Raw genomic sequence first — 19135 nt, 5'->3', positions numbered from 1 at the left:
GCTGCGCAGAGACCGCAATCGTGCGGGAGAAGCAGCTGAAGCAGTGGCGCCGCGCCTGGAAGATCGAGCCGAGCGAAGCTCAGAACCCGGACGGGCGAGACCTCGATGACGAGATCGTGTAGCGCTGGCGGGTGGTAGCGAGCCGGGGCCGTGGATTCCCGCTTTCGCGGGAATGACAAATTGCGTCCCTTTCGGCCATGGGCCTCGGTCTGACAGTACACAGTACTGTCAGGCTGGTGAGGATTTGCCCGGTCGGCTGCACGTTACCCACAGATTTGTCGCACACCCAATCGACATTCGCTCGCGTCAGCGCGTGGATGATTTTTCGGAAATCTGCGAGCATGAACCCCTGCGGGCTTCATCAGCGAACAGCGGAACTTGGCCATGCACTCGATCCGCTCGGTCGAATGCCCTTCGTGGCCTTCGTGCACTTCGTGGTGGTCTCTTCCTCTTCACTAGGGCGGAATCGAACCGACGGCGTCACGGGCTCAGCGGCTTGACTCGGCGCAGCGCCACACTATAATTGCCTAGGCGAATATGGAGAGAGTTCGGCAGAGGATCGAAAGCGCGCCCGTGCGCCGTGGCACCGGCACGATCGCGTCGAAAGCCCCTGCGGGCGTCGACTTGATGTTCCGCGCATTTGCCGACCGCACGCGTTTGCGGATTTTGCAGCTCCTCCAGCACGGTCCGCTCTGCGTCGGCGATCTGGTCGCCATCCTGCGCGCGCCGCAGCCCACCGTGTCGCGACACCTCGGGTACCTGCGTCGCTCGGGGTTCGTCGAGCCGCGGCAGCACGGCCTCTGGATGTTCTACGAGCTGGCGCCAGCGCAGAACGCGCTGCACAGCAAACTGCTGGCGTGCCTCACCGTCTGTGCTCGCCTGCTGCCCCAGGCCAAAGCCGATCTCGGGTACGCGCGCAGCGTTCGTCGTTCCGGTGGCTGTTGTCCGGAGGGTCATCGTCTGATGCAGCAGCGTCAGCACGGGAGAGATCGATGAGCAGGGATACGGCTTCTGCGGCTACCACCGGTGGACTGGCGCCGGAGAGGCAACCGAAACGGCTGAGCTTCCTCGACCGCTTTCTGACACTGTGGATATTCCTCGCCATGGCGGTCGGCGTCGGGAGCGGGTATCTGCTTCCTGGCATTGAGCCCTTCCTCAACCGCTTCAGCGTCGGAACCACGTCCATTCCGATCGCCATCGGGCTCATCCTCATGATGTACCCGCCGCTGGCCAAGGTCCGCTACGAGGAGCTGGGCAGCGTCTTCCGTAACTGGCGCATACTAGGCCTGTCGCTGGTGCAGAACTGGGTCGTCGGGCCGGTACTCATGTTCGGACTGGCGGTTGTCTTCCTTCCAGACAAGCCGGAGTACATGGTGGGCCTCATCATGATCGGCCTGGCCCGCTGCATCGCCATGGTCTTGGTCTGGAACGACCTGGCGAGGGGTGACCCCGAGTACTGCGCCGGCCTCGTCGCCTTCAACTCCGTCTTCCAGATCCTCTTTTTCTCGATCTATGCCTACTTCTTCATCACCGTATTGCCAGCCTGGTTCGGCCTGCAGAGCGTCGCGGTGAGCGTCACGATCGGCGAGATCGCCAAGAGCGTGTTCATCTACCTCGGCATCCCGTTCATCGCCGGTCTCGTCACCCGTGTCGTGCTCATCCGGCTGAAGAGCAAGGACTGGTATCATACTCATTTCATTCCCAAGATCAGCCCGATCACGCTCGTTGCGTTACTCTTCACCATCGTGGTGATGTTCTCGCTCAAAGGCGAAGCGATCGTGCAGCTCCCGACGGACGTGGTGCGCATTGCCATTCCGCTGCTCGTCTACTTCGTGGTGATGTTCCTGATCGCCTTCTTCATGAGCAAGACGGTAGGCGCTACCTACCCGCAATCGGCCACGCTGTCGTTCACCGCTGCCTCGAACAACTTCGAGCTGGCGATCGCCGTCGCGGTGGCCACGTTTGGTATTCACCACGGTGCGGCGTTCGCTGCGGTGATCGGCCCGCTCGTCGAGGTGCCGGTGATGATCGGTCTGGTCAACGTTGCGCTGTGGTTCCGGCGACACTACTTTCGCGACAAAGCGCCCGGGGCGGCAGCGTACGCGACAACCACCGGCTAGCGCGCAATCTCTGCCGGCTGGGGCCACCGCATGAAGACCGTGATCTTCGCCTGCGTCCACAATGCCGGGCGCTCGCAGATGGCGGCGGGCTTCTTCAATCGCCTCGCTGATCCGACCCGCGCCCGTGCCCGCTCGGCGGGAACGCAACCGGCCGAGCACGTTCATCCCGAGGTCGTCGCGGTCATGCGCGAGCTCGGCATCGACCTGAGTACCGCGCAGCCCACTCGCCTCACCGACGAGCTGGCTGCGGGTGCTCAGCTTCTGGTGACGATGGGTTGTGGCGAGAGTTGTCCGCTGGTGCCCGGTTTGCGGCGGCAAGACTGGAACCTCCCCGATCCCAAAGGGCAACCCATCGAACGCGTGCGAACTATCCGCGACGAGATACGCGTGCGCGTCGAGCAGCTCATTACGGCCGAGGGTTGGGGTCGCGCAGCATGAAATTGGAGCCATCCTTTGCCGGGCCCTCTGGATGCGCCGGCAACTCCACCTGCACGCGGGTACCCTGACCCGGTGCGCTGGTCAACGCAATGCGGCCCTCGTGGTATTCCATAATTTGTTGCGCGATCGGAAGTCCGAGCCCCGTCCCGTGCAACTTGCTCGTGAAGAACGGGTTGAAGACCTGCGCGAGTTCGTCAGCGGTCATGCCCTTGCCGTTGTCCTCGATTTCGACGCAGGCGAGCGGCTGCTCAGCCTCATGTTTCCGGAGACAGGCGCAAATGCGCACCTGCCCTCCCGTCGCGCATGCCTGGACGGCATTGCTAATGAGATTCACCAAGACCTGCTGCATTTGGTGTGGGTCGGCCCGGATGGTCGGAGATTCAGCATCACCGCCGCACCTATTGGCTGTGTTTGCATCTCTGACAATTCGGACGCCCGCCTTCCTTGCCTCGCCCTCGGCCAACGCCACGCTCCGATCGACGATGTCGTCGAGCTTGACGGGGCGCAAGTGGGGCGACGACGGCCTCGCGTAATGAAGGAGCTCTTCAATCGTCTCGTTCATCCGGTCGACGAGGGAATGGCCTTCGCGGGCGATCTCCAGCCGCGGGTCACCGTCGACGAAGTTCCGGCTCAGCACCGAAATGACACCGAGCAGTCCGCTCAGCGGATTCCGAATCTCGTGGGCAAGGGTAGCCGCCATCTCGCCGATGGTCGCCAGGCGGTCAGCCCGTGCCAATTGCTCCTGATGGTGGCGCTTGAGTTGCTGCTGGGCGACCTGCAGTTGCGAGAGCATCTCGTTAAAGTGAAGGGCTAACCGCCCGAGTTCGTCGTCGCGGTAAACTCCGGCGCGGGCACTGAGGTCACCATCCTCAACCCGTGCCATCGCCGCAACCAGCCGTTGCAGGGGCCGGTCGATCAAGAACGTCAGCGCAAACCAAATGGCGACGACCATCATGCCCAAGATGGTCATCGTCGCCGCCACGGCGAGGCGCTTGAAGGCGGCAAGCTGCTGCCGAGTTGGGCCCAAGGTGAGGCTGAGCTGGAGGAGGCCGAGAATCCGCTGCTCCGGCTCGTGGCAAGAGAAACACGCCGGTTGGTTGAACATCGGTTGCACCAGTGTGTACTCCGTCGCGGTGGCGCCGCGAGTGAGTGTTGTCGGCTTCGCTTCCACCGCCGTCCGGGATAGCTCCTCGGTGCTCACGCGCTGGCCGCGTTCTTCGGGGCGCGAGGAGAAGTGGATGACGCCTTGCGGATCGAAGATTCGCACCGCATCGATGTCTTCGTGACTGCCGAGCGCCTCGATGACGCGTTGAACATTGTCGCGGTCCCGAGCCAGCATGCTGGCGGTCACCACGGTCTTCAACAATTCTTGCAGGGCGCTCAGGCGCGCTCGGGAGGTCCACAGGAGCTGGCCTTCCTGCATCGCGATGGCGCTCCAAGACACGAGGCCGACGATGCCGCCGAGAATGACAGCCAGAAGGATGCTCAGCTTCAGCTTGAGGCTGCTCCCGATGGCAGCGCCTATGCCGCCAGCGAAACGCATCAGATCAAGCTGAGGAGGACAGAGTGACGCGCCGATGACCTACGGTTCTGCGGTTTGGACTTCGAGGAGCCCACGGGAATGCGTCAGTTGAACGCTAGGCCGTCAGCTCAGCAGATGTGAGACACTGGCGCTCGCCACACACTCGGACGAGCGCCGCCGCGTCCGCTCGAATGAATTCCTCGGTGAGGTGGCCGATCCCGCGATAGAAGAGCGTGCGTGCGTTTGCCGAGATCCGCTGGCTGAGATCCGGAACCCAGCGTAAGAGGTGATCCCCGAGAAAACGGAGCTCGCGCGCCAATAGCAGGTTGACTGCGGGCAGGTCTCCCGCCTCCCATCCCTGACGTTCCCGCTCACAAAGCAGCGACATGAAACTCAGCTCGACACCAATATGATCTGGGAGCTCGGGACACTCTGGGCTGATCGCGAAGTGGTAGTCCCGGTATGCTTGCAGAACTGCGGCCGTCGAGGGGCCCATGAGTAGGCCGCGGACGCGTTCTCCTCCCACCACGCGTTCGTCCCTGTACACCGCCTCGTACGGGGTCACATAACGCCCGAGCGGTACCGCGAACAGATCGTTGAACTCTTGCTGTAGCGCTTCCACCTCGCCGTTGTAGCTAGCGGCGTAGCGTCGCAGGAGATCTCCGGCGCAGCCCGCCGAGAGCTCGGCCATTGCGGGCGACACCGCCAATTCCAACAGCGCGGCAATCAGTGCGGCAGAAGGCGGCTGCAGGTAGAGCGAGGCCAGGACCTCGTACACCCCGGCACGGCTCGTTGCGAGCGGTGCAAGCGCACTGAACTCGGCGTTCGCCGGTGTCATCGCGGCACGAACTTCACCGCTGGGGTGGTCAGCTTCGGATCGGAAAAACGTGGCGGTGCATTGAGCCCAGACTCGGCTAGGCTGAAGTCTTCCACCATGTACAAGGCGCGGCCAACGCAGGTGGTGACGCACGCCGGCAACAAGCCGTCGTCCACCCGATGGACGCAGAACGTGCACTTCTCGACTTTCTTGGTGACCTCGTTGAAGCGCGGTGCCCCGTACGGGCAGGCCCAGACGCAATACTGGCAACCGATGCATGTTTCCTGGTTGATGAGCACGGCACCGTCGGATGCTCGCTTGGTGATGACGTTGTTCGGATTCGCGGGGTCGTTCTTGTCCGAGAGCGGACACGAAGCCAAGCAAGCGGGCTTGTCGCAATGGTTGCAGGCGCTCGTGATGAAGAGGCGGACGGGGTGGGGGTACGTGCCACTCTCCTGCCCGATGACCGCGCGATAGCTCACATGCTTCGGTGTCGCGAGACAGCCGGTGAATTCTGGGGCGTCAGGGAGTTCTCCCGAACAGCCAGGCTTGAACTCGAGCGGGGACTCGAGCGGCGCCGTGTTCCACTCCGACTTGCAGGCCACCGTGCAGCTCTCGCAACCGGTGCACTTGCCAAGATCGATTAGCCAACCTTTCTGGCCCATGTTGCTCTCCTTCACGCCTTCACGACGTTGACGCGTGTGTCGTAGAAGGACACGCTACCGCCGATCTTGCTTTGCAACGACACCTTCGCGGCGGGGTTGGCGGCGCTGATCGCATCGTCTAGGCGCATCACCAGGTTCGGCATGGTACCCGCGCCGCGGCTCGGGTCGTGCGGCTGCGTCACGCCGTCGATCACGTGCGCGCGCGACCCCAGTTCCCAGTGCCCGAAGTGGTGAGACACCGCGATGACGCCCGGCCGCAACCCTTCGGTGACCCACGCCTTGCCCACGATACCGGCGGGATTGCTGACCGACGTGATCTTCACCTTCTCGCCGGTTTCGACGCCGAGCGCGGCCGCATCGGCGCTGCTGATGTCCACGAAGTTCTCGGGTTGGAGTGCCATCAGCCAGGGGTTGGCTGCGGTTCGCGCCTGGCCGTGGCGCACCGACTTGTACGTGATCAGACGGAACGGGTAACCCGGGCCGTCGTCCACCGGAGTACCGTCGGCATGGCTGGGAACCTCGTACTTCGCCATTGGATCGAACTTCTGCGCGGTGGGGGACATGGAGTCCTTCGTCACCGCGAGCTCCTCGATGTAGAAGTGAAACTCGTTTCCGTAACGGTTCTTCTGCTTGTTCGGATTGCCGGAGTCGTACTCGTTGCCCGGGTCTTCGAAGGCGCCGCCCTTGGCCTGGATGTCGGCAACGCTCTTGCCGCTGCTGATCGACAGGTTGTTCAGCGCCCTCTGCACGAAGTCCCAGGCGCGGTCGAGGGAGCCACCGTCCGCGAAGGCGCCCGCGCCGACCCCGGGGATCCCCATCTTCTTTCCGAGCTCGATGAGGATGTCGATGTACATCTTCGTCTGCGGAAGAACCGGCGTGTAGTTCATGCTGCCGTCGAACGTGCCCACCACCGGTTGCTGGAAAGCGGTGAGCTTGGTGATGACGCTCGGCGTGCCGCCGGTGAACGCGAACTTCTCGAGGTAGGTGGTGTCCGGCAGGATGTAGTCCGCCCACGCGGCCACCTCGCCGATATTGACCGAGATGGCCACGAACAACTCGCACTTCGTTTCGTCAGCGATGTACGTCTCAAACACGTTTCGCAGCGCCGGCGTCGAGTACGGCCAGGCGTTCCAGTAGGTGATGAGGGCCTTCGCCTCGTACGGGTACCCGTGTGCCGCACTGGGGATCACTTCCTGGAAGTTGCCGTGCGTGGCGTAGGGGAACCACGGTCGCTGCGCCGGGTAGTCGTCCGCCGCGAGGTACTCCGACCCCTGGTTCTCGTAGGTCTTGCCCTTGGTGCGGTCGATCCGCACCCCGCTCGCGGCGACGCCGCCGGGCACGGTCTGTACGTTGACACCGCCGGTGGCGTTGGTGAACGACCAGCCGCCGCCGCCGGCGGTCGAGCCGCCCTTCCAGTCGCAGTTGCCGATGAGGAAATCGAGCGCCATGATGGCTAAGGAGCTGTAGGCACCGTTGGTGTGCTGCACGACGCCGCGGTAGTGCTCCGTCGCGGCCTTCTTCCCGTGCGCGGTGAAGTCGTTCGCCAGCTGGGTGATGGTGGCCTCGCTTACGCCGCAGATGGCGCTGTACTCGGCCAGGGTCTTCTGCTGGATCCGTTCGCGGAAGAGCGTGAACGCCGACTTGCAGCGCTTGCCGTTTACGATCACCTCTTCGGTGTCCAGCACACCGTCGACCGGGGCCGTCGTACTCTGGCTGATGACCTCCACGCCCGCGGCGCCGTTCCACGCCACGAAGTTCGTGGCGGCGCCTCCGATCTCGTTCGCCCTCATGTACTTCCCGGCGTTCGCGTCCGCGGGTTCCGTGATCACCAGCCACGTGGCGTCGGTCCACGTGGTCTCGCCGTCCGCCGTCGCCGCCGCCTTGTTGGCGTTGCTCAGGTAGACCGTGTCGTGGCGGCCGTTGTCGACGATCCAGCGAGCCATGCCCAGGGCGAGCGCGGCGTCGGTGCCGGGAATGATCGGCACCCACTGGTCCGCCTGGGCAGCGGCATTGGAGAAGCGCGGATCTACAACCACGTACTTACCGCCGCGCTTCTTCATCTCCATGAGGTTGCGTGCCAGCGGCACCATCGCAAAGTTGGCCTCGAGGGGGTTGGAGCCGAAGAAGATCGCGTACTCGCAGCCGAGCAACTCGGGCTTGAAGTGGTTCTTGCGCCCGGCGGGTGTCGCGGCGGCCTTGTCCCAGGTGGCCAGCTCGTACGCGACGTGGTGATCCACCTCACAGATGCTGGTGTGGTCGAGACGGTAGTTGTAGGTTCCGTAACCGTCCTTCCAGATGCGATCGGTGAACTCGCCCTCGATCGTACGGCCGGGGGCGAAGAGCACCTTGTTGACCGCCTTGCCCGCCTTCGAGCGCCCCGGCTTCGCGTCGTTCACAAAGTCGCGCAGGCTGACCAGCTTGTTCGCGATTTCGCTGAGCGCATCGTCCCAGCTAATCGCTTGCCACTGCCCCGAACCGCGCGGCCCCACCCGCTTGAGCGGCTGTTTGATCCGGTACGGATCGTAGAGGGTCTGCACGCCCGACTGGCCCTTGAGGCACAGGCGCCCGCGCGTACGCACGGCCGTCGCTACCGCGGTCGCATACGGTAGCCGCTCGTCGTCGTGCATGTTGTTCGGGTGGTACGGGTTGCCGTCGATCTTAAGGAGCACGCCATCCTTGATCTTGCACATGATCCCGCAGCGGCCGTGGCACATCTGACAGACGCTGAACTTGAACTCCACGCCCGCGGTGCCCTCGGGCGGGTCGGGGGGATTCTGCGAGAACACCAGCGCCGCGAGGCGGCGCGTTCCAAGCACCGAACTGACCGATGCCAGCGAGGCGAGCGCCCCGCCCCACTGCAGGAAGCGCCGGCGGTCGAGGCTGATATCGAGGCCACCCTGCTTACCGATCTTGGCCATAGCTGTCTCCTCCGCTCCTCACTTGGACTGGTAGAACTGCTGTCCCGGGCCAGACGGGCCGTGACAAATCGCGCAGGTCTGGACATCCACATTGCGGCGGACGTTGGCTGCCGATGCACGATCGAAGTCCACCGCCTTGTGACAGAAGGTACACGCAGCGTTGGTCGCCCCGCCGACCCAAAGGAGCATGGCCGGATGCGGGCCCGGAATCTGGGGGTTCAGTGATTGCTCGGTGAGAACGTCTGCGTGGCACTTGAGGCAGTTCGCGTCGTACTGCGACGAGCCCGACGTATGCAGGGCGCGGACGTTCGTGACGCCGCCCGTTGCCGTCGCTGTGGGTGCGACAGTCGGTGTTGCAGTTACCGGCACCGGGGTGTCAGTTGCCGTTGCCGTCGGCGGGATCGGCGTGACCGTGGGTGTTGGCGGCGCGGTTGTGGCCGTCGCGGTAGGCGTCGGAGCTTCGGTGGCCGTGTCCGTCGGCGCGGCGGTCGCCGTTGCGGTTGCCGGCACCGGAGTCGCGGTACTTGTGACGGGCACTACTACGGTCGTCGCCGTGGCTGTCGGAACTCGGGTGGCCGTCGCCGTTGGTGCCGGAGGCGGCCCTGCATCATCGCCGCCGCAGGCGCTGACCAACAGCGCCAGAGCCACGACTACACACCGAAGCGAGCCTGCACGTACACGTGTCATCGCCACTCTCCTGGAAACTGGTTCATCCGATGCCCCCTGCGCTATGAGCCCCCCGAACCGCTTCGGGCGAGCTGCCTCGCGGCATTGACGGAGGTACACCTTGCAAGTGTGGGGCCGCGGAAAGACCGCAGCGCAGAACCAGTCAACCGGCCACTGCCGAACCGTGCGGGTTGGCGGCGGTGTTTCGGCGGCGTAACGCAAGATGCAGGGCTACGGAAATCGCACGCTTGTCGGTGTTGCGTGCGCGTAACTGCGGTTACGTGCGTGTAGCGTGCGCGCCGAGACGGCGGCGCCCCTCACTCAGCGACGAGCCCGTGCTTCTTCAGCTTCTCCCAGAGTGTCTTGCGGCTGATGCCGAGTCGGTCCGCCAACTCGGCGCGCTTCCCTTCGAACTCCCGCAAGGCGGTCTCCAGATAGGAGCGCTCGAATTCGTCGATGGCCTCTTGCAGGGGCTGGCCGTTGAAGGAGCGGGGGAGCGCCGGCTGGTTTTGAACTCTCTCCCTGACTCGGTCCGGCAACAGGGGCGTGCCGATTGGGCCGCCACTGCTCAACGCACAGCACGATTCGACGATATGTTCCAGCTCACGGACGTTGCCCGGATAGTCGTAGCGGGTCAGCACCGCCAAGGCTTCGGGAGTGAAGCCCCCGCATGCACGCATCATCCGGTGACTGCACAGCGCCAGGAAGTGCTCCAGGAGCAACGGGATATCGTCCCGGCGTTCGGCCAGCCTGGGCAGGTGCAACTGCACTACGGACAAGCGGTAGTACAGGTCCTGGCGGAACGTGCCCTGCTCGACCAAGTCCTCAAGCCGGCCCTTGCTCGTCACCAGCAGCCGGACGTCCACCGGGATGGGTTTGCCGCCTCCCAGTCTTTCGATGACGCGCTCTTGGATGACCCGCAGCAGCTTGACCTGAACGTTCAAAGGAATGTCGTCGACCTCATCCAGCAAGAGGGTGCCACCGTGCGCGAGCTCGAAACGCCCCTTGACCTCCGCAACGGCACCGGTGAACGCACCCTTCTCGTGCCCGAATAGCTCGTTCTCGATGAGTGAATCGGGCAGCGCCGCGCAGTGGACCTTGATGAAAGGCCCGTCTTTGCGCCGCGACAGCAGGTGCAGTGCATTGGCCACCATCTCTTTCCCGGTCCCGCTCGGCCCAACGATGAGGACGGTGGAGTCGGTGGCTGCCACGGCCCACACCTTGTCGAGGACTCTCGCCCATGGCGCGCTCGTGCCCACCAGAAATTCCAGCCCCGTGCCCCGCTGCGCGCGCAGGTCGCGGACCTCGGCTCTCAGGCTCACCAGCGCCCAGGCGTTCTGCACCATGCGCACGACTTTCTCGTTGGGGAACGGCTTGGTGACGTAGTCGTACGCCCCCGTCTTCATCGCCGCCACCGCCTGATCGATCGTCGCATACGCGGTCATGAGGATGACGGGCGCATCGATGCCCTCGTCGCGGATCTTGGCAAGCAGCTCCAGCCCTGACAGCCCGGGCATGCGCACATCGGAGACGACCACGCCGAAGGTGCCGTTGCGAAGGAGCCGCAGCGCCTCGTCTCCGGTAGAAGCGGTGACGACTTCGATCTCCGCGTCGCGCAGCGAGTCACGCAACGAGACCAGGATCGTCCGCTCGTCATCAACGAGCAGTACGGAACACGGCCGTTTGTTGTGCTCACGCAGCTTCATGTCCGACCCGTTGGATCTGGCGCCACAACGGCAGCTGGATTTTCACTTCAGTGCCTACACCGGGCGACGAGTCGATGGCGATGCGTCCGTCGTGGTCGAGAATGATACCTTGGGTGACGGCGAGCCCCAACCCCGTTCCCTTGCCGCTTCCCTTCGTCGTGAAGAAAGGCTCGAAGACCCGTGATAGATGTTCGGGGGCGACGCCCACACCGTCGTCGCGCACCCGAAGTACTATCTGCCCGTCTTCACGCTCCAGCATCAGCTGCAAGACCCCGCCGGCCTCCATGGCATCGATGGCGTTCAACAGCACATTGACCACGACTTGCACCAACTGCGCCTCTTCGCCGCGCACCCAAACCGGGTCTTCCGGGATGGCCTGTTGCAGCTCGATCTGATTCTTCTCGATCCGGAACGCCGTTAGATGGAGCGCCTTTGTCAGCACGCCGCGCAGATCGATCACGAGCATCTGCTTGGGTGTGCTGCGCGAGAAATCCAGCAAGCCATGCACCACCGCCCCGATGTGCTCGGCGGCCTGTAGCATCACCGCGGTGTACTCCTTGATCTGCGGGACATCCTCGGGCTTCGCCTGGATCCGGCGCAGGCAGTTCTGCAGGCCGGAGATCGGATTGTTGATCTCGTGGGCGATTCCGGAGGCCAGGAGCCCCGCCGCCACCATCTTCTCGGTTTGCATCATCTGCGTGTGGGAGTTGTGCAGCCGAGCAGTCACCAGATTGACCTTGGTGGCGAGATCCCCCACCTCGTCGTCGCGTCGCGGAACGATCGTCTCACAGCGCTGTCCGGGCTCGAAGCGCTCCAGGGCACCGGTGATGGCAGCCAACGGTCGGAGACCAAAGTAGGTGAGCAGGTAGGCGGCAGCGGCACTCAAGGCCATGACCGCGGACAGGACCAGCGTCAGCTCTCGACGCACGGACGTGACCCGCGCCAGAATCCGCCCGTCGCGCACCCCTAAGCGCAACACGCCCAGTTCGCCATGGTAGAGCGGCACGGCAAAGTCACGAAAACGCTCGCTGAAGATCTCGATGCGTTGAACCTGATACCCGTCATGCTCGCGGTATCGATTCAGGAGCGTGAGTTGCTCCGGAAAATCGGACTCGAACGTGTGCACCAAGACCTTGTTCGTCGGATCCATGATGAACGCGTACTCGACGTCCGAACCGCTACTGCGAGCATCATTCAAGAGCTTGTGTAAGCCAACGAAGTCCTGCCGCAACACGAGGTTGACGCTTTCGGCGCCAAGGTAGCGCGCGAAGCTCAGCGCGCGCAGTTCCAGCTCCTCCTCCAACTCATTGAGGATGCGGGTGTCCAGGTAAAGGCGATTGACCCCGCCGAGCAGAGCGACGGCGAGCGCCATCAAAACGGCGAATCGAACACGCAGTGTCAGCCGCGGCCGCCAGTGTGCCAGAGACGGCTCAGCGGGGTTTGGCACCGGTGACCTCCAGCATCTCGCGAATGGATGCATAGTGTTCCTTCTCTCCCGCGATAAAGCCCTCGAACCCCAAGGCGGCGAGCCGCTCGCGCCCCTCAGGCGCCTGCGCCATCTCGAGGAAAAAACCCCGCATCCGTGCCCGCAGTTCGGCCGGCACCGACGTCGGCGCCACGACCGGCGGGATGGCGAACTCTGGTGAGGATTCGATGATCCGGAGCTGATCCCAGTACGGGCTGTTCGGAACGACCAGTTGGTTGAACACCAGGTCGTCCACGGCCGCGGCATCCGCCAACTTGCGATACACCGCCAGAATGGAGCGCTCGTGGGAGCCCGAAAACAGCGTTGAAGCGAAGAAGCGCTGCAAGTCCTTTCCCAGCTTCGTGGCTCGGAAAGCCGGATAGAGGTAGCCGGTGTTGGACAGCGGGTCGGTGAAGGCGAACCGCGCCCCCTCGAGGTCCTCGAACCGCTGCGCCGGGTTGTCCTTCCGAACGATGATCAGCGAGTGGTAGATGCTGTTCCCATTCACAACCGGTAAGGCGACGATCTCGATGGGTGCATCGTCTGGTAACACCGCGTACGCCCCCGAGCAGATGAAGGCCAGATCCAGACCGCCTTGCAGCAGGAGATCGTTGATCTCCTGATAGGTGCGGCGCTGAACAAACTCGTACGGCCGACTGAGGCTGTGTCCCAAATCTTCGAATAGCCTCAGGTAGGCCTCGTAGGTCGCAATCGGGTCGACCATGCTCGCCACCGCGAAGCGCAGCGGTCTGCCCTGCGGCGGTGTTAACGCCACGGCCCGGGACAACTCGGCAGGCGGGCGTTCGGGTCCCCTGTCCGGGACGCGGCGCTCCAACCGCTGGTGAAGCGATTCGAGAGTGTCCAGCGCGTGGCGGGACCGACTCTCCGCATCTTTGAGATTGAACCGGTGCCACTCGATCGGAATGTCTCGGAAAGTCGCCGTGACGCGACTCAAATAAGCTCGAAACGATGCCACGTCAGCGCCGGATTTGCCAAGCTGGTCCAGATGTTCCTCGACCATCGTGCGCGCCAGCGTCACCCGGCGCAGAAGCTGCAACAGCTCCGGCGCTTTCTCCACCACCCACGCCTCGCCTGCTACACCGCCCGCGCTGTGGCAGGTCGCGCAGCGCCGCGGGATCGAGTCGCCGGAGAGGATCGAGCCACCCGCAGCCGAGTGGCAGTCCACGCACGTGGGCGTGGTCGGTCCGCTCCCCGCGTGACGATAGTGCAGGCTTTCGCGGAACGCCTGACCCACCTGCTGATGACACCGCGCGCAGATTACGACGACGCTCGGGTGCCCGCCACGGCAGGCCGCTGGTCGATCGCCGGAGCCCGCGCCCGCGGTACTCACGTTGTCGGCGCTGCCAACGTGGCAACTGACGCAGGTAATCCCAGAGCGCGCATGGACCGACTGCTCCCAGTCCTGAATGTGCGCGCTCGCGCGCTCCTGGTGGCAGGGAATGCAGTCGTCGCTCGAACCGTTCAGCGCGGACTCAACTGGCGAGGCGGGATCGGCACTCCACTCCAAGAAGATCCAGAGCACCAAGAACCCTCGGCTGACACGCCCGGCGGGTATCATCAGCTTCACTCGATGATGCCGCGCTGGAGGGCGAACTTGACCAGCTCGGCTTTGTTGTGGATGCCGAGGTTGTCCATCAGGTTGGCCCGGTGACCCATCGCGGTCTTGACGCTGATGCCGAGGATCTCGGCAATCTCTTTGTTGGTCTTGCCTTCGGCGACCAGCTTGAGCACCTGCTTCTCCCGCTCGGTCAGGGCCTCGTACGGATCGTCCTGCGCCGCGGACTTGATGCCGCCGCCGAGATAGCCCGCGACCACTGCGGGGGCCACGTCGGGGTGGAGGAAGGTGCCCTTCTGATGCACAGCGCGAATGGCCGCAACCAACTCCGTGCCGGCGGCGCGCTTCAACACGTAGCCGGAAACGCCGGCGTTGAGGAAGCGATACACGTACTCGCGGTTGTCGTACTGGGTGAGGACCAGGATCTTCACTTCCGGGTACAGCTTCTTGATTTCGAACGTCGCCTCCAGCCCGCCCAATCCCGGCATCGCGATGTCCATCAGCACCACGTCGGGGTGTAGCTTGCCGGCTTGATCGACGGCTGCCTTGCCGTCGGCGGCCTCGCCGACCACCTCGAGGTCGTCGTAGCCGGCGAGCAGGGCGGTGATACCCTCGCGAAAGAGGGCGTGGTCGTCGGCCACGAGCACCTTGATCTTCATGCTCACCTTCAGTGCTCTGTGTTCAGGTGCGACTCCGGGTCAGCGGGATCCGCGCGCTGACCTCGCTACCCTTGCCCGGCGCTGAGGTGATGGTCAAGGCACCATCGAGCAGCAGCGCCCGCTCTCTCATGCCTAGCAGCCCCAGCCCGCGCACCCCTTCGGGCGAGCGCTCGAGCTCGTCGGCGTTGAAGCCTTTGCCGTCGTCTTGAACCCGCAGGGCGACGCACTGCTCCCCGAACTCAACCGTGATCTTGACGCTCTCGGCTTCGGCGTGCCGCCGGATGTTCGAGATCGCCTCTTGCCCGATGCGGAAGAGGGTCGTCTCGATTTCAGCCGGCAGTCGCCGCTCGGCTCCGCTCACCTCGAAGGCCACGTCCATACCCAACGGTTCAAGGTGGCTCTCGGCGGAGGCGCGCAAGGCCGAAACCAGACCGAGGTCGTCGAGCATCGACGGCCGCAGATCGAAGATCAGGCGGTGGATGCTGTCGAGGATGCGGCCGGCCATGGCCTTCATCCGGCGCAGCCGTTCCTTGGCTTCATCGGGGGCCCGTTGCGTGCTCGCCTCGATGGCGAGCAGGAGCGCCGCCGAGGCTTGGCTGGTCTCGTCGTGCAACTCCCGGGCGATGCGTTTGCGTTCCTCCTCTTGTGCGGCGATGACTTTTTTCAACAGCTCGCCGCGCATCTCCTCCTTGCGGCGCAGCTCTTGGTAGAGCACTTCGAGTTCGCGGGTGCGCTTGCCGACTCGGTCCTCCAGCTCCCGGTTCCAGCCGGCGATCGCCGCCAGCGAGTCCTTGAGGGCTTGGCGCATATGGTCGAAGGAGCGGGCGAGTTGACCGATCTCGTCGTCGCCCAAGGGTGGTGTGGGTTGTTCGAGGTTGCCGCCGGCGATGCGTTGGGCCGCGCGCGTGAGGATCCCCAACGGCCTGGTCACGCTTCTGGCCGCGCCCCAGGCGAACAACAGCCCGAGCAAGATGGTCACGGCGGCGATCGGCAGCAGGCGGCGCTGGGCGGCGCGCGCGCCCGCAAACGCCTCATCCTCGGCCTGGCGGATGCTCACGCCCCAGGGTGCGAAGGTCAGCGGGGCAAAGGCGATGACCTCGCGCTCGCGCGCCGGCACCTGGCCCTGCTCCTCGTGACAACTGTGGCAGGCGCGCACGGCCGAGCGCTTCTCTTGAATCAAGCCGGCCAAGAAACGGCCGTGATCACTTTCTGTGAACGCCCGGTCGGGTTTGGTCGAGGCCAGGACGACGCCGTGACCATCGACCAGATCGAGGTAGGTGGTGCCGCCCATGCGGATGGGACTGAGCAGCGCGCGGAAACGGGGGCTTGCCGGATCCACCTCACCGCCGACGGCACCCACCAACTCGCCGCCGTAATCACGCACCGGCACGCCGGCGTAGATGCGCCGGTTACCCTGGACCACGAGGCCGGACACCTCGGGGCGGCCCTCTTGGACGACGCGGCGGATGAGCGGCACGGCGGCGAGCTCCGCGGGCGTGCGCGCGGCCGATTGCGGCTCGATCGCCAGCAGCGCGCCGCGGCGGTCGAGCAGGAACACGCCCTCGGTGAAGATCGAGCGCAGATAGGCCTCGCGTAGCGCGGCCTTGAGCGGCTTGAGGCCAGCCGTTTCGAGGTCAGCACGGGCGCTTTGTGCCACGTCTTGCAGCGCCACCAGGTTCGACTTCAAGACGTAGTCGAGGTGATCAGCGAGCGCCTGCGCCAAGTGCAGGCGTTCGCGCAGCGCCTGCGCGCTCAGTTCACGGCTCGCGGCCATGATGGCGGTGCCCAGAATCCCCGCCAGGGCAAGCATCCCCAGGCCGACGAGGAACAGCATGCGCCCCCGCAGGCTGCGGCGCGGAAAGCGCGCTGGGCTCAGAGTGGCACCCCTCTCGTCACGTCACGGCGATTGCCGGTCATCGTCTGTGCCGGGTGGCTCAGCGCTCGCTTCCTGCTCCAGCGCCGCCACCTTACCGCTCGCCACCAAGCGCGCGTATTCCAGCGGATGATCGCGTTTCATGCGCTCGACCTCGATCTTGCCGGTAAAGATGCTGGCGTCGAACGGAAACACCTCGGGGCTCAAGTGCGCGTTGTAGATGTGCCAGATGATCACGATCAGAAACGCCAGCAGGCCCTCGCTGCCGTGCGCCACCTTGGCGGCGGGAATCAGCTCGCCCGGCAGCACGCGCGTGACCAAGGTCGGAAAATACAAGATCAAGCCGGTCACCACCATTATGGCTCCGCCGAAAATCAGCCCCCAGTATTCGAACTTCTGGCGATAGTCGTAGCGATCGAATCGGGCCTCGTGTTCCGAGAGACCGAGGTAGTGCCCCAAAGTGACGACCGCGTCGGTGAAGTCCTTCTTCGTCGGGATCATGCTGGGCTCGATCCGCTTGGAGAGCGCCAGGAAGATGATGACGCCCAAGTGCTCGGCGGCGCCGGCGGTGAAGAGGATGCCGGCGACCCGGTGCAGCCAGCGCACCCGATCGATGCCGCCGAGCCGGCTGATCAGCCACTGCGCCCAGCCGGCCTCGAAGAACTCCTGCGGCAGGCCGGTCAGCGCCAGCAGGATGAACAGCAGCATGATCACGAAGTGCTCGATTCGCTGCTTGACGCTGAACCGAGTCGCGTGCGGCGCCCGCGCCAGTTTCGCCGCAGAGGTTGGCTTGGCTCCACGCCGGCTCATCGGCTCACCACCACCCGCCAGAGGTGGAGCAGAATCTGCAGCACCAGCCCGAGCACGACGAATGGAATGAAGATCTGGTAGAATAACTTGACGTAGTAGACCAGCGGCGCCTTATCGGGGCTGGGCTCGTAGTGCGACAGCCACGCCGCCGGGAAACTCTCGGTGGCTCCCGGGTGGCACTTCTGACAGACCTTGGCCACGTTCGCCTGCATCACCGAAGACCGCGGGTCCTGCACTGCCAGGATATCGTGCACACCGTGACAATCGGTGCAAACCGCAGTCAAAGCCTCGGGCGTGCCCTGCTCTTGTTTGTAGAACGACGCCGTCATGCCGTGAAAATCCGTCAGGTAGGACTGGATCACGCCGGTGGAGAGGCCGTACTTCTTCATCACCGTCTCATCGGTGTGGCAGCGGGCGCAGATCTCGGGGCTGCGCAAGCGGAAGGAGGCGGTTCTAGGGTCTTCGATGTCGTGGGAGCGGTGGCAATCGGTGCAAACCGGGACGTCGCCGTTGGCCCCTTTGAGCAGCGCCTTGCCGTGCACGCTCTCGGCGTAACGCTGATAGACCTGCTCGTGACAGCGGGCGCAGGTGGTGGAAATCCGCGTCTTGGGCAGGCGCGGGCTGGCGACGTCGTGGGCGCCGTGACAATCGACGCACAGCGGCGCCCGCTGGTCACCCTTCGACAGGAAGGTGTAGTGCACGCTGTCGAGGCTCTTGGTGTAATTATCGAAATGGCAACGCTTGCAGCTTTCGTAGTACGCCAGGGCAAACTCACGCACGTTCTTGAACGTGCGTTCGGGGTGCGGGAACTCCTCGATGTCGGTGTGGCAGTCGCCGCAGCTGAGCTTGTCGCCGTGGATGGACCCGGCGAAGCGTTGGCTGTCGACGAACAGGGAGCGGCTCTCGCCGCTTGGCAGCGTCAGCTCCAGCGTCTGCTCGCGGTGGCAATTCAGGCAGCCTTCCACCTCCGGCGCGAGCGCGGCCGCAGCCCCGCGGGTTATGGCCAGCACCAGCGCCATCGCGCACCACCATCCCCAACACGCGTGCAGTTGCCGGCCCACGGCCATGCCTCACAAGGCCCACAGCGTCAGGCCGAACAGAATGAAACCGATGGTGATTACAGTGAAGCCGATCAGCCGGCCGAAGTTCCTCAACCACAGCGGCGGCGGTTCGGTGGCGATTGCTGTCAGGCCGTCTTGGGCCACCAGCCGTTCATACTCCAGCGGGCGTTCTTCGTGCAGCTCGGCTTCGCTGACGCGCCCGGTGAAGATGACGAGATCCATCGGGAACTTCTCCGGGCGGATGTGGGAGTTGAAGAAATGGATGGTGAAGATGAACCAGACCGCCAGCAGCGCCTCCTCCGAATGGATCAGCAGCGCGATGTTGAACATCCAGCCGGGGATGAAGCGCCCGAAGAAGCCCGAGAACCACATCACGTAGCCCGAGGTGCCGATGATGGCCATGCCCCAGAACACCGCCCAGTAATCGAACTTCTCCCAGTAGGTGAAGCGATCAAAGCGCGGCTTCGGCCCCAAGCCGAAGAACCAGGCGAAGTGCCAAAACATGTCGAGCAGGTCCTTGGGCTGCGGCACCATCGAGTTCGGCCCCCACAAGACGCCGGGGTCGCCTTTGACGAAGGCGGCGTGCAGGATGCGGCCGAGATGCAGCAGGAAGCACAGGCTCAAGATGATGGCGAAGGTTTGGTGGAAGAAGATGACCGTGCCGAAGCCGCCCAGCGCATGCGCCAAGTTGGTGGCCCAGGCCGCTTGATTGAACTTGATCGGCAGTCCGGTAGCCGCCAAGCCCAGGAAACTCGCCATCAGGAAACCGTGGACGAGGCGGTGGAATAGGTCGATGCGGACGTAGTACTTGGCTGTGCTGGAAACCGCCGACGCCATCC

At 64.3% G+C, this 19135-nt stretch carries 18 protein-coding genes; 5 read left to right on the top strand and 13 right to left on the bottom strand.

What is annotated here, in order from left to right:
- The 4 genes from HY699_22270 to HY699_22255 all read left to right on the top strand — a co-directional run.
- On the top strand, positions 1-122 hold a 122-nt coding region (locus HY699_22270; GenBank protein ID MBI4518533.1), incomplete at its 5' end, for a GIY-YIG nuclease family protein.
- A gap of 415 nt (positions 123-537) precedes the next feature.
- A complete protein-coding gene (locus HY699_22265; protein MBI4518532.1) occupies positions 538-996 on the top strand; it encodes a winged helix-turn-helix transcriptional regulator in 459 nt (152 codons plus the stop codon).
- Positions 993-2120, top strand: coding sequence for an ACR3 family arsenite efflux transporter (gene arsB, locus HY699_22260; protein MBI4518531.1), 1128 nt, complete (start codon positions 993-995; stop codon positions 2118-2120). Before HY699_22265 ends, arsB begins: the two co-directional genes overlap by 4 nt.
- A gap of 30 nt (positions 2121-2150) precedes the next feature.
- A complete protein-coding gene (locus HY699_22255) occupies positions 2151-2558 on the top strand; it encodes an arsenate reductase ArsC (protein ID MBI4518530.1) in 408 nt (135 codons plus the stop codon).
- Here the strand turns inward: HY699_22255 and HY699_22250 are convergent.
- Positions 2527-3528 carry a HAMP domain-containing protein gene (locus tag HY699_22250; GenBank protein ID MBI4518529.1) on the bottom strand — a complete coding sequence of 334 codons (1002 nt, stop codon included), beginning with the start codon at positions 3526-3528 and terminating at the stop codon, positions 2527-2529. The two genes, HY699_22255 and HY699_22250, sit on opposite strands and share 32 nt — an antisense overlap.
- Before the next feature lie 264 nt (positions 3529-3792).
- On the opposite strand from HY699_22250, the gene HY699_22245 reads away from it, so the two are divergent.
- Positions 3793-4128, top strand: coding sequence for a hypothetical protein (locus HY699_22245; protein ID MBI4518528.1), 336 nt, complete (start codon positions 3793-3795; stop codon positions 4126-4128).
- Positions 4129-4195: 67 nt separating this feature from the next.
- Here HY699_22245 and HY699_22240 read toward each other — a convergent pair whose 3' ends face one another.
- The 12 genes from HY699_22240 to HY699_22185 form a co-directional block, all read right to left on the bottom strand.
- Positions 4196-4918, bottom strand: a complete 723-nt coding sequence (locus HY699_22240; GenBank protein MBI4518527.1) for a molecular chaperone TorD family protein — start codon at positions 4916-4918, stop codon at positions 4196-4198.
- The gene (locus HY699_22235) at positions 4915-5562 is read right to left on the bottom strand and encodes a 4Fe-4S dicluster domain-containing protein (GenBank protein MBI4518526.1); all 648 of its coding nucleotides are present in this window, start codon (positions 5560-5562) and stop codon (positions 4915-4917) included. The genes HY699_22240 and HY699_22235 overlap by 4 nt, the downstream gene beginning before the upstream one ends.
- A gap of 11 nt (positions 5563-5573) precedes the next feature.
- Complete coding sequence (locus HY699_22230) at positions 5574-8480, bottom strand: molybdopterin-dependent oxidoreductase (GenBank protein ID MBI4518525.1); 2907 nt, start codon at positions 8478-8480, stop codon at positions 5574-5576.
- An 18-nt stretch (positions 8481-8498) separates the two neighbouring features.
- Positions 8499-9128: a hypothetical protein gene (locus tag HY699_22225; GenBank protein ID MBI4518524.1), complete on the bottom strand. Its 630-nt coding sequence runs from the start codon at positions 9126-9128 to the stop codon at positions 8499-8501.
- A gap of 335 nt (positions 9129-9463) precedes the next feature.
- Positions 9464-10852, bottom strand: coding sequence for a sigma-54-dependent Fis family transcriptional regulator (locus HY699_22220; GenBank protein ID MBI4518523.1), 1389 nt, complete (start codon positions 10850-10852; stop codon positions 9464-9466).
- A complete protein-coding gene (locus HY699_22215) occupies positions 10839-12224 on the bottom strand; it encodes a HAMP domain-containing histidine kinase (protein ID MBI4518522.1) in 1386 nt (461 codons plus the stop codon). Before HY699_22215 ends, HY699_22220 begins: the two co-directional genes overlap by 14 nt.
- A 58-nt stretch (positions 12225-12282) precedes the next feature.
- Positions 12283-13845 (bottom strand): phosphate/phosphite/phosphonate ABC transporter substrate-binding protein, encoded by a 1563-nt coding sequence (gene phnD, locus HY699_22210; protein ID MBI4518521.1) that lies wholly within the window; start codon positions 13843-13845, stop codon positions 12283-12285.
- Positions 13846-13901: 56 nt separating this feature from the next.
- Positions 13902-14552, bottom strand: coding sequence for a response regulator transcription factor (locus HY699_22205; GenBank protein ID MBI4518520.1), 651 nt, complete (start codon positions 14550-14552; stop codon positions 13902-13904).
- A gap of 22 nt (positions 14553-14574) precedes the next feature.
- Positions 14575-16386 (bottom strand): HAMP domain-containing protein, encoded by a 1812-nt coding sequence (locus HY699_22200; GenBank protein ID MBI4518519.1) that lies wholly within the window; start codon positions 16384-16386, stop codon positions 14575-14577.
- Positions 16387-16449: 63 nt separating this feature from the next.
- Positions 16450-17235 carry a cytochrome b/b6 domain-containing protein gene (locus tag HY699_22195; GenBank protein MBI4518518.1) on the bottom strand — a complete coding sequence of 262 codons (786 nt, stop codon included), beginning with the start codon at positions 17233-17235 and terminating at the stop codon, positions 16450-16452.
- The gene (locus tag HY699_22190; protein MBI4518517.1) at positions 17232-18254 is read right to left on the bottom strand and encodes a cytochrome c3 family protein; all 1023 of its coding nucleotides are present in this window, start codon (positions 18252-18254) and stop codon (positions 17232-17234) included. Before HY699_22190 ends, HY699_22195 begins: the two co-directional genes overlap by 4 nt.
- Before the next feature lie 51 nt (positions 18255-18305).
- Complete coding sequence (locus HY699_22185) at positions 18306-19133, bottom strand: hypothetical protein (protein MBI4518516.1); 828 nt, start codon at positions 19131-19133, stop codon at positions 18306-18308.
- Positions 19134-19135: the final 2 nt, after the last annotated feature.

The organism is Deltaproteobacteria bacterium (assembly GCA_016210005.1).
Taxonomy (GTDB): domain Bacteria; phylum Desulfobacterota; class Binatia; order HRBIN30; family JACQVA1; genus JACQVA1.
This window is presented reverse-complemented; position numbering and strand designations above follow the sequence as displayed.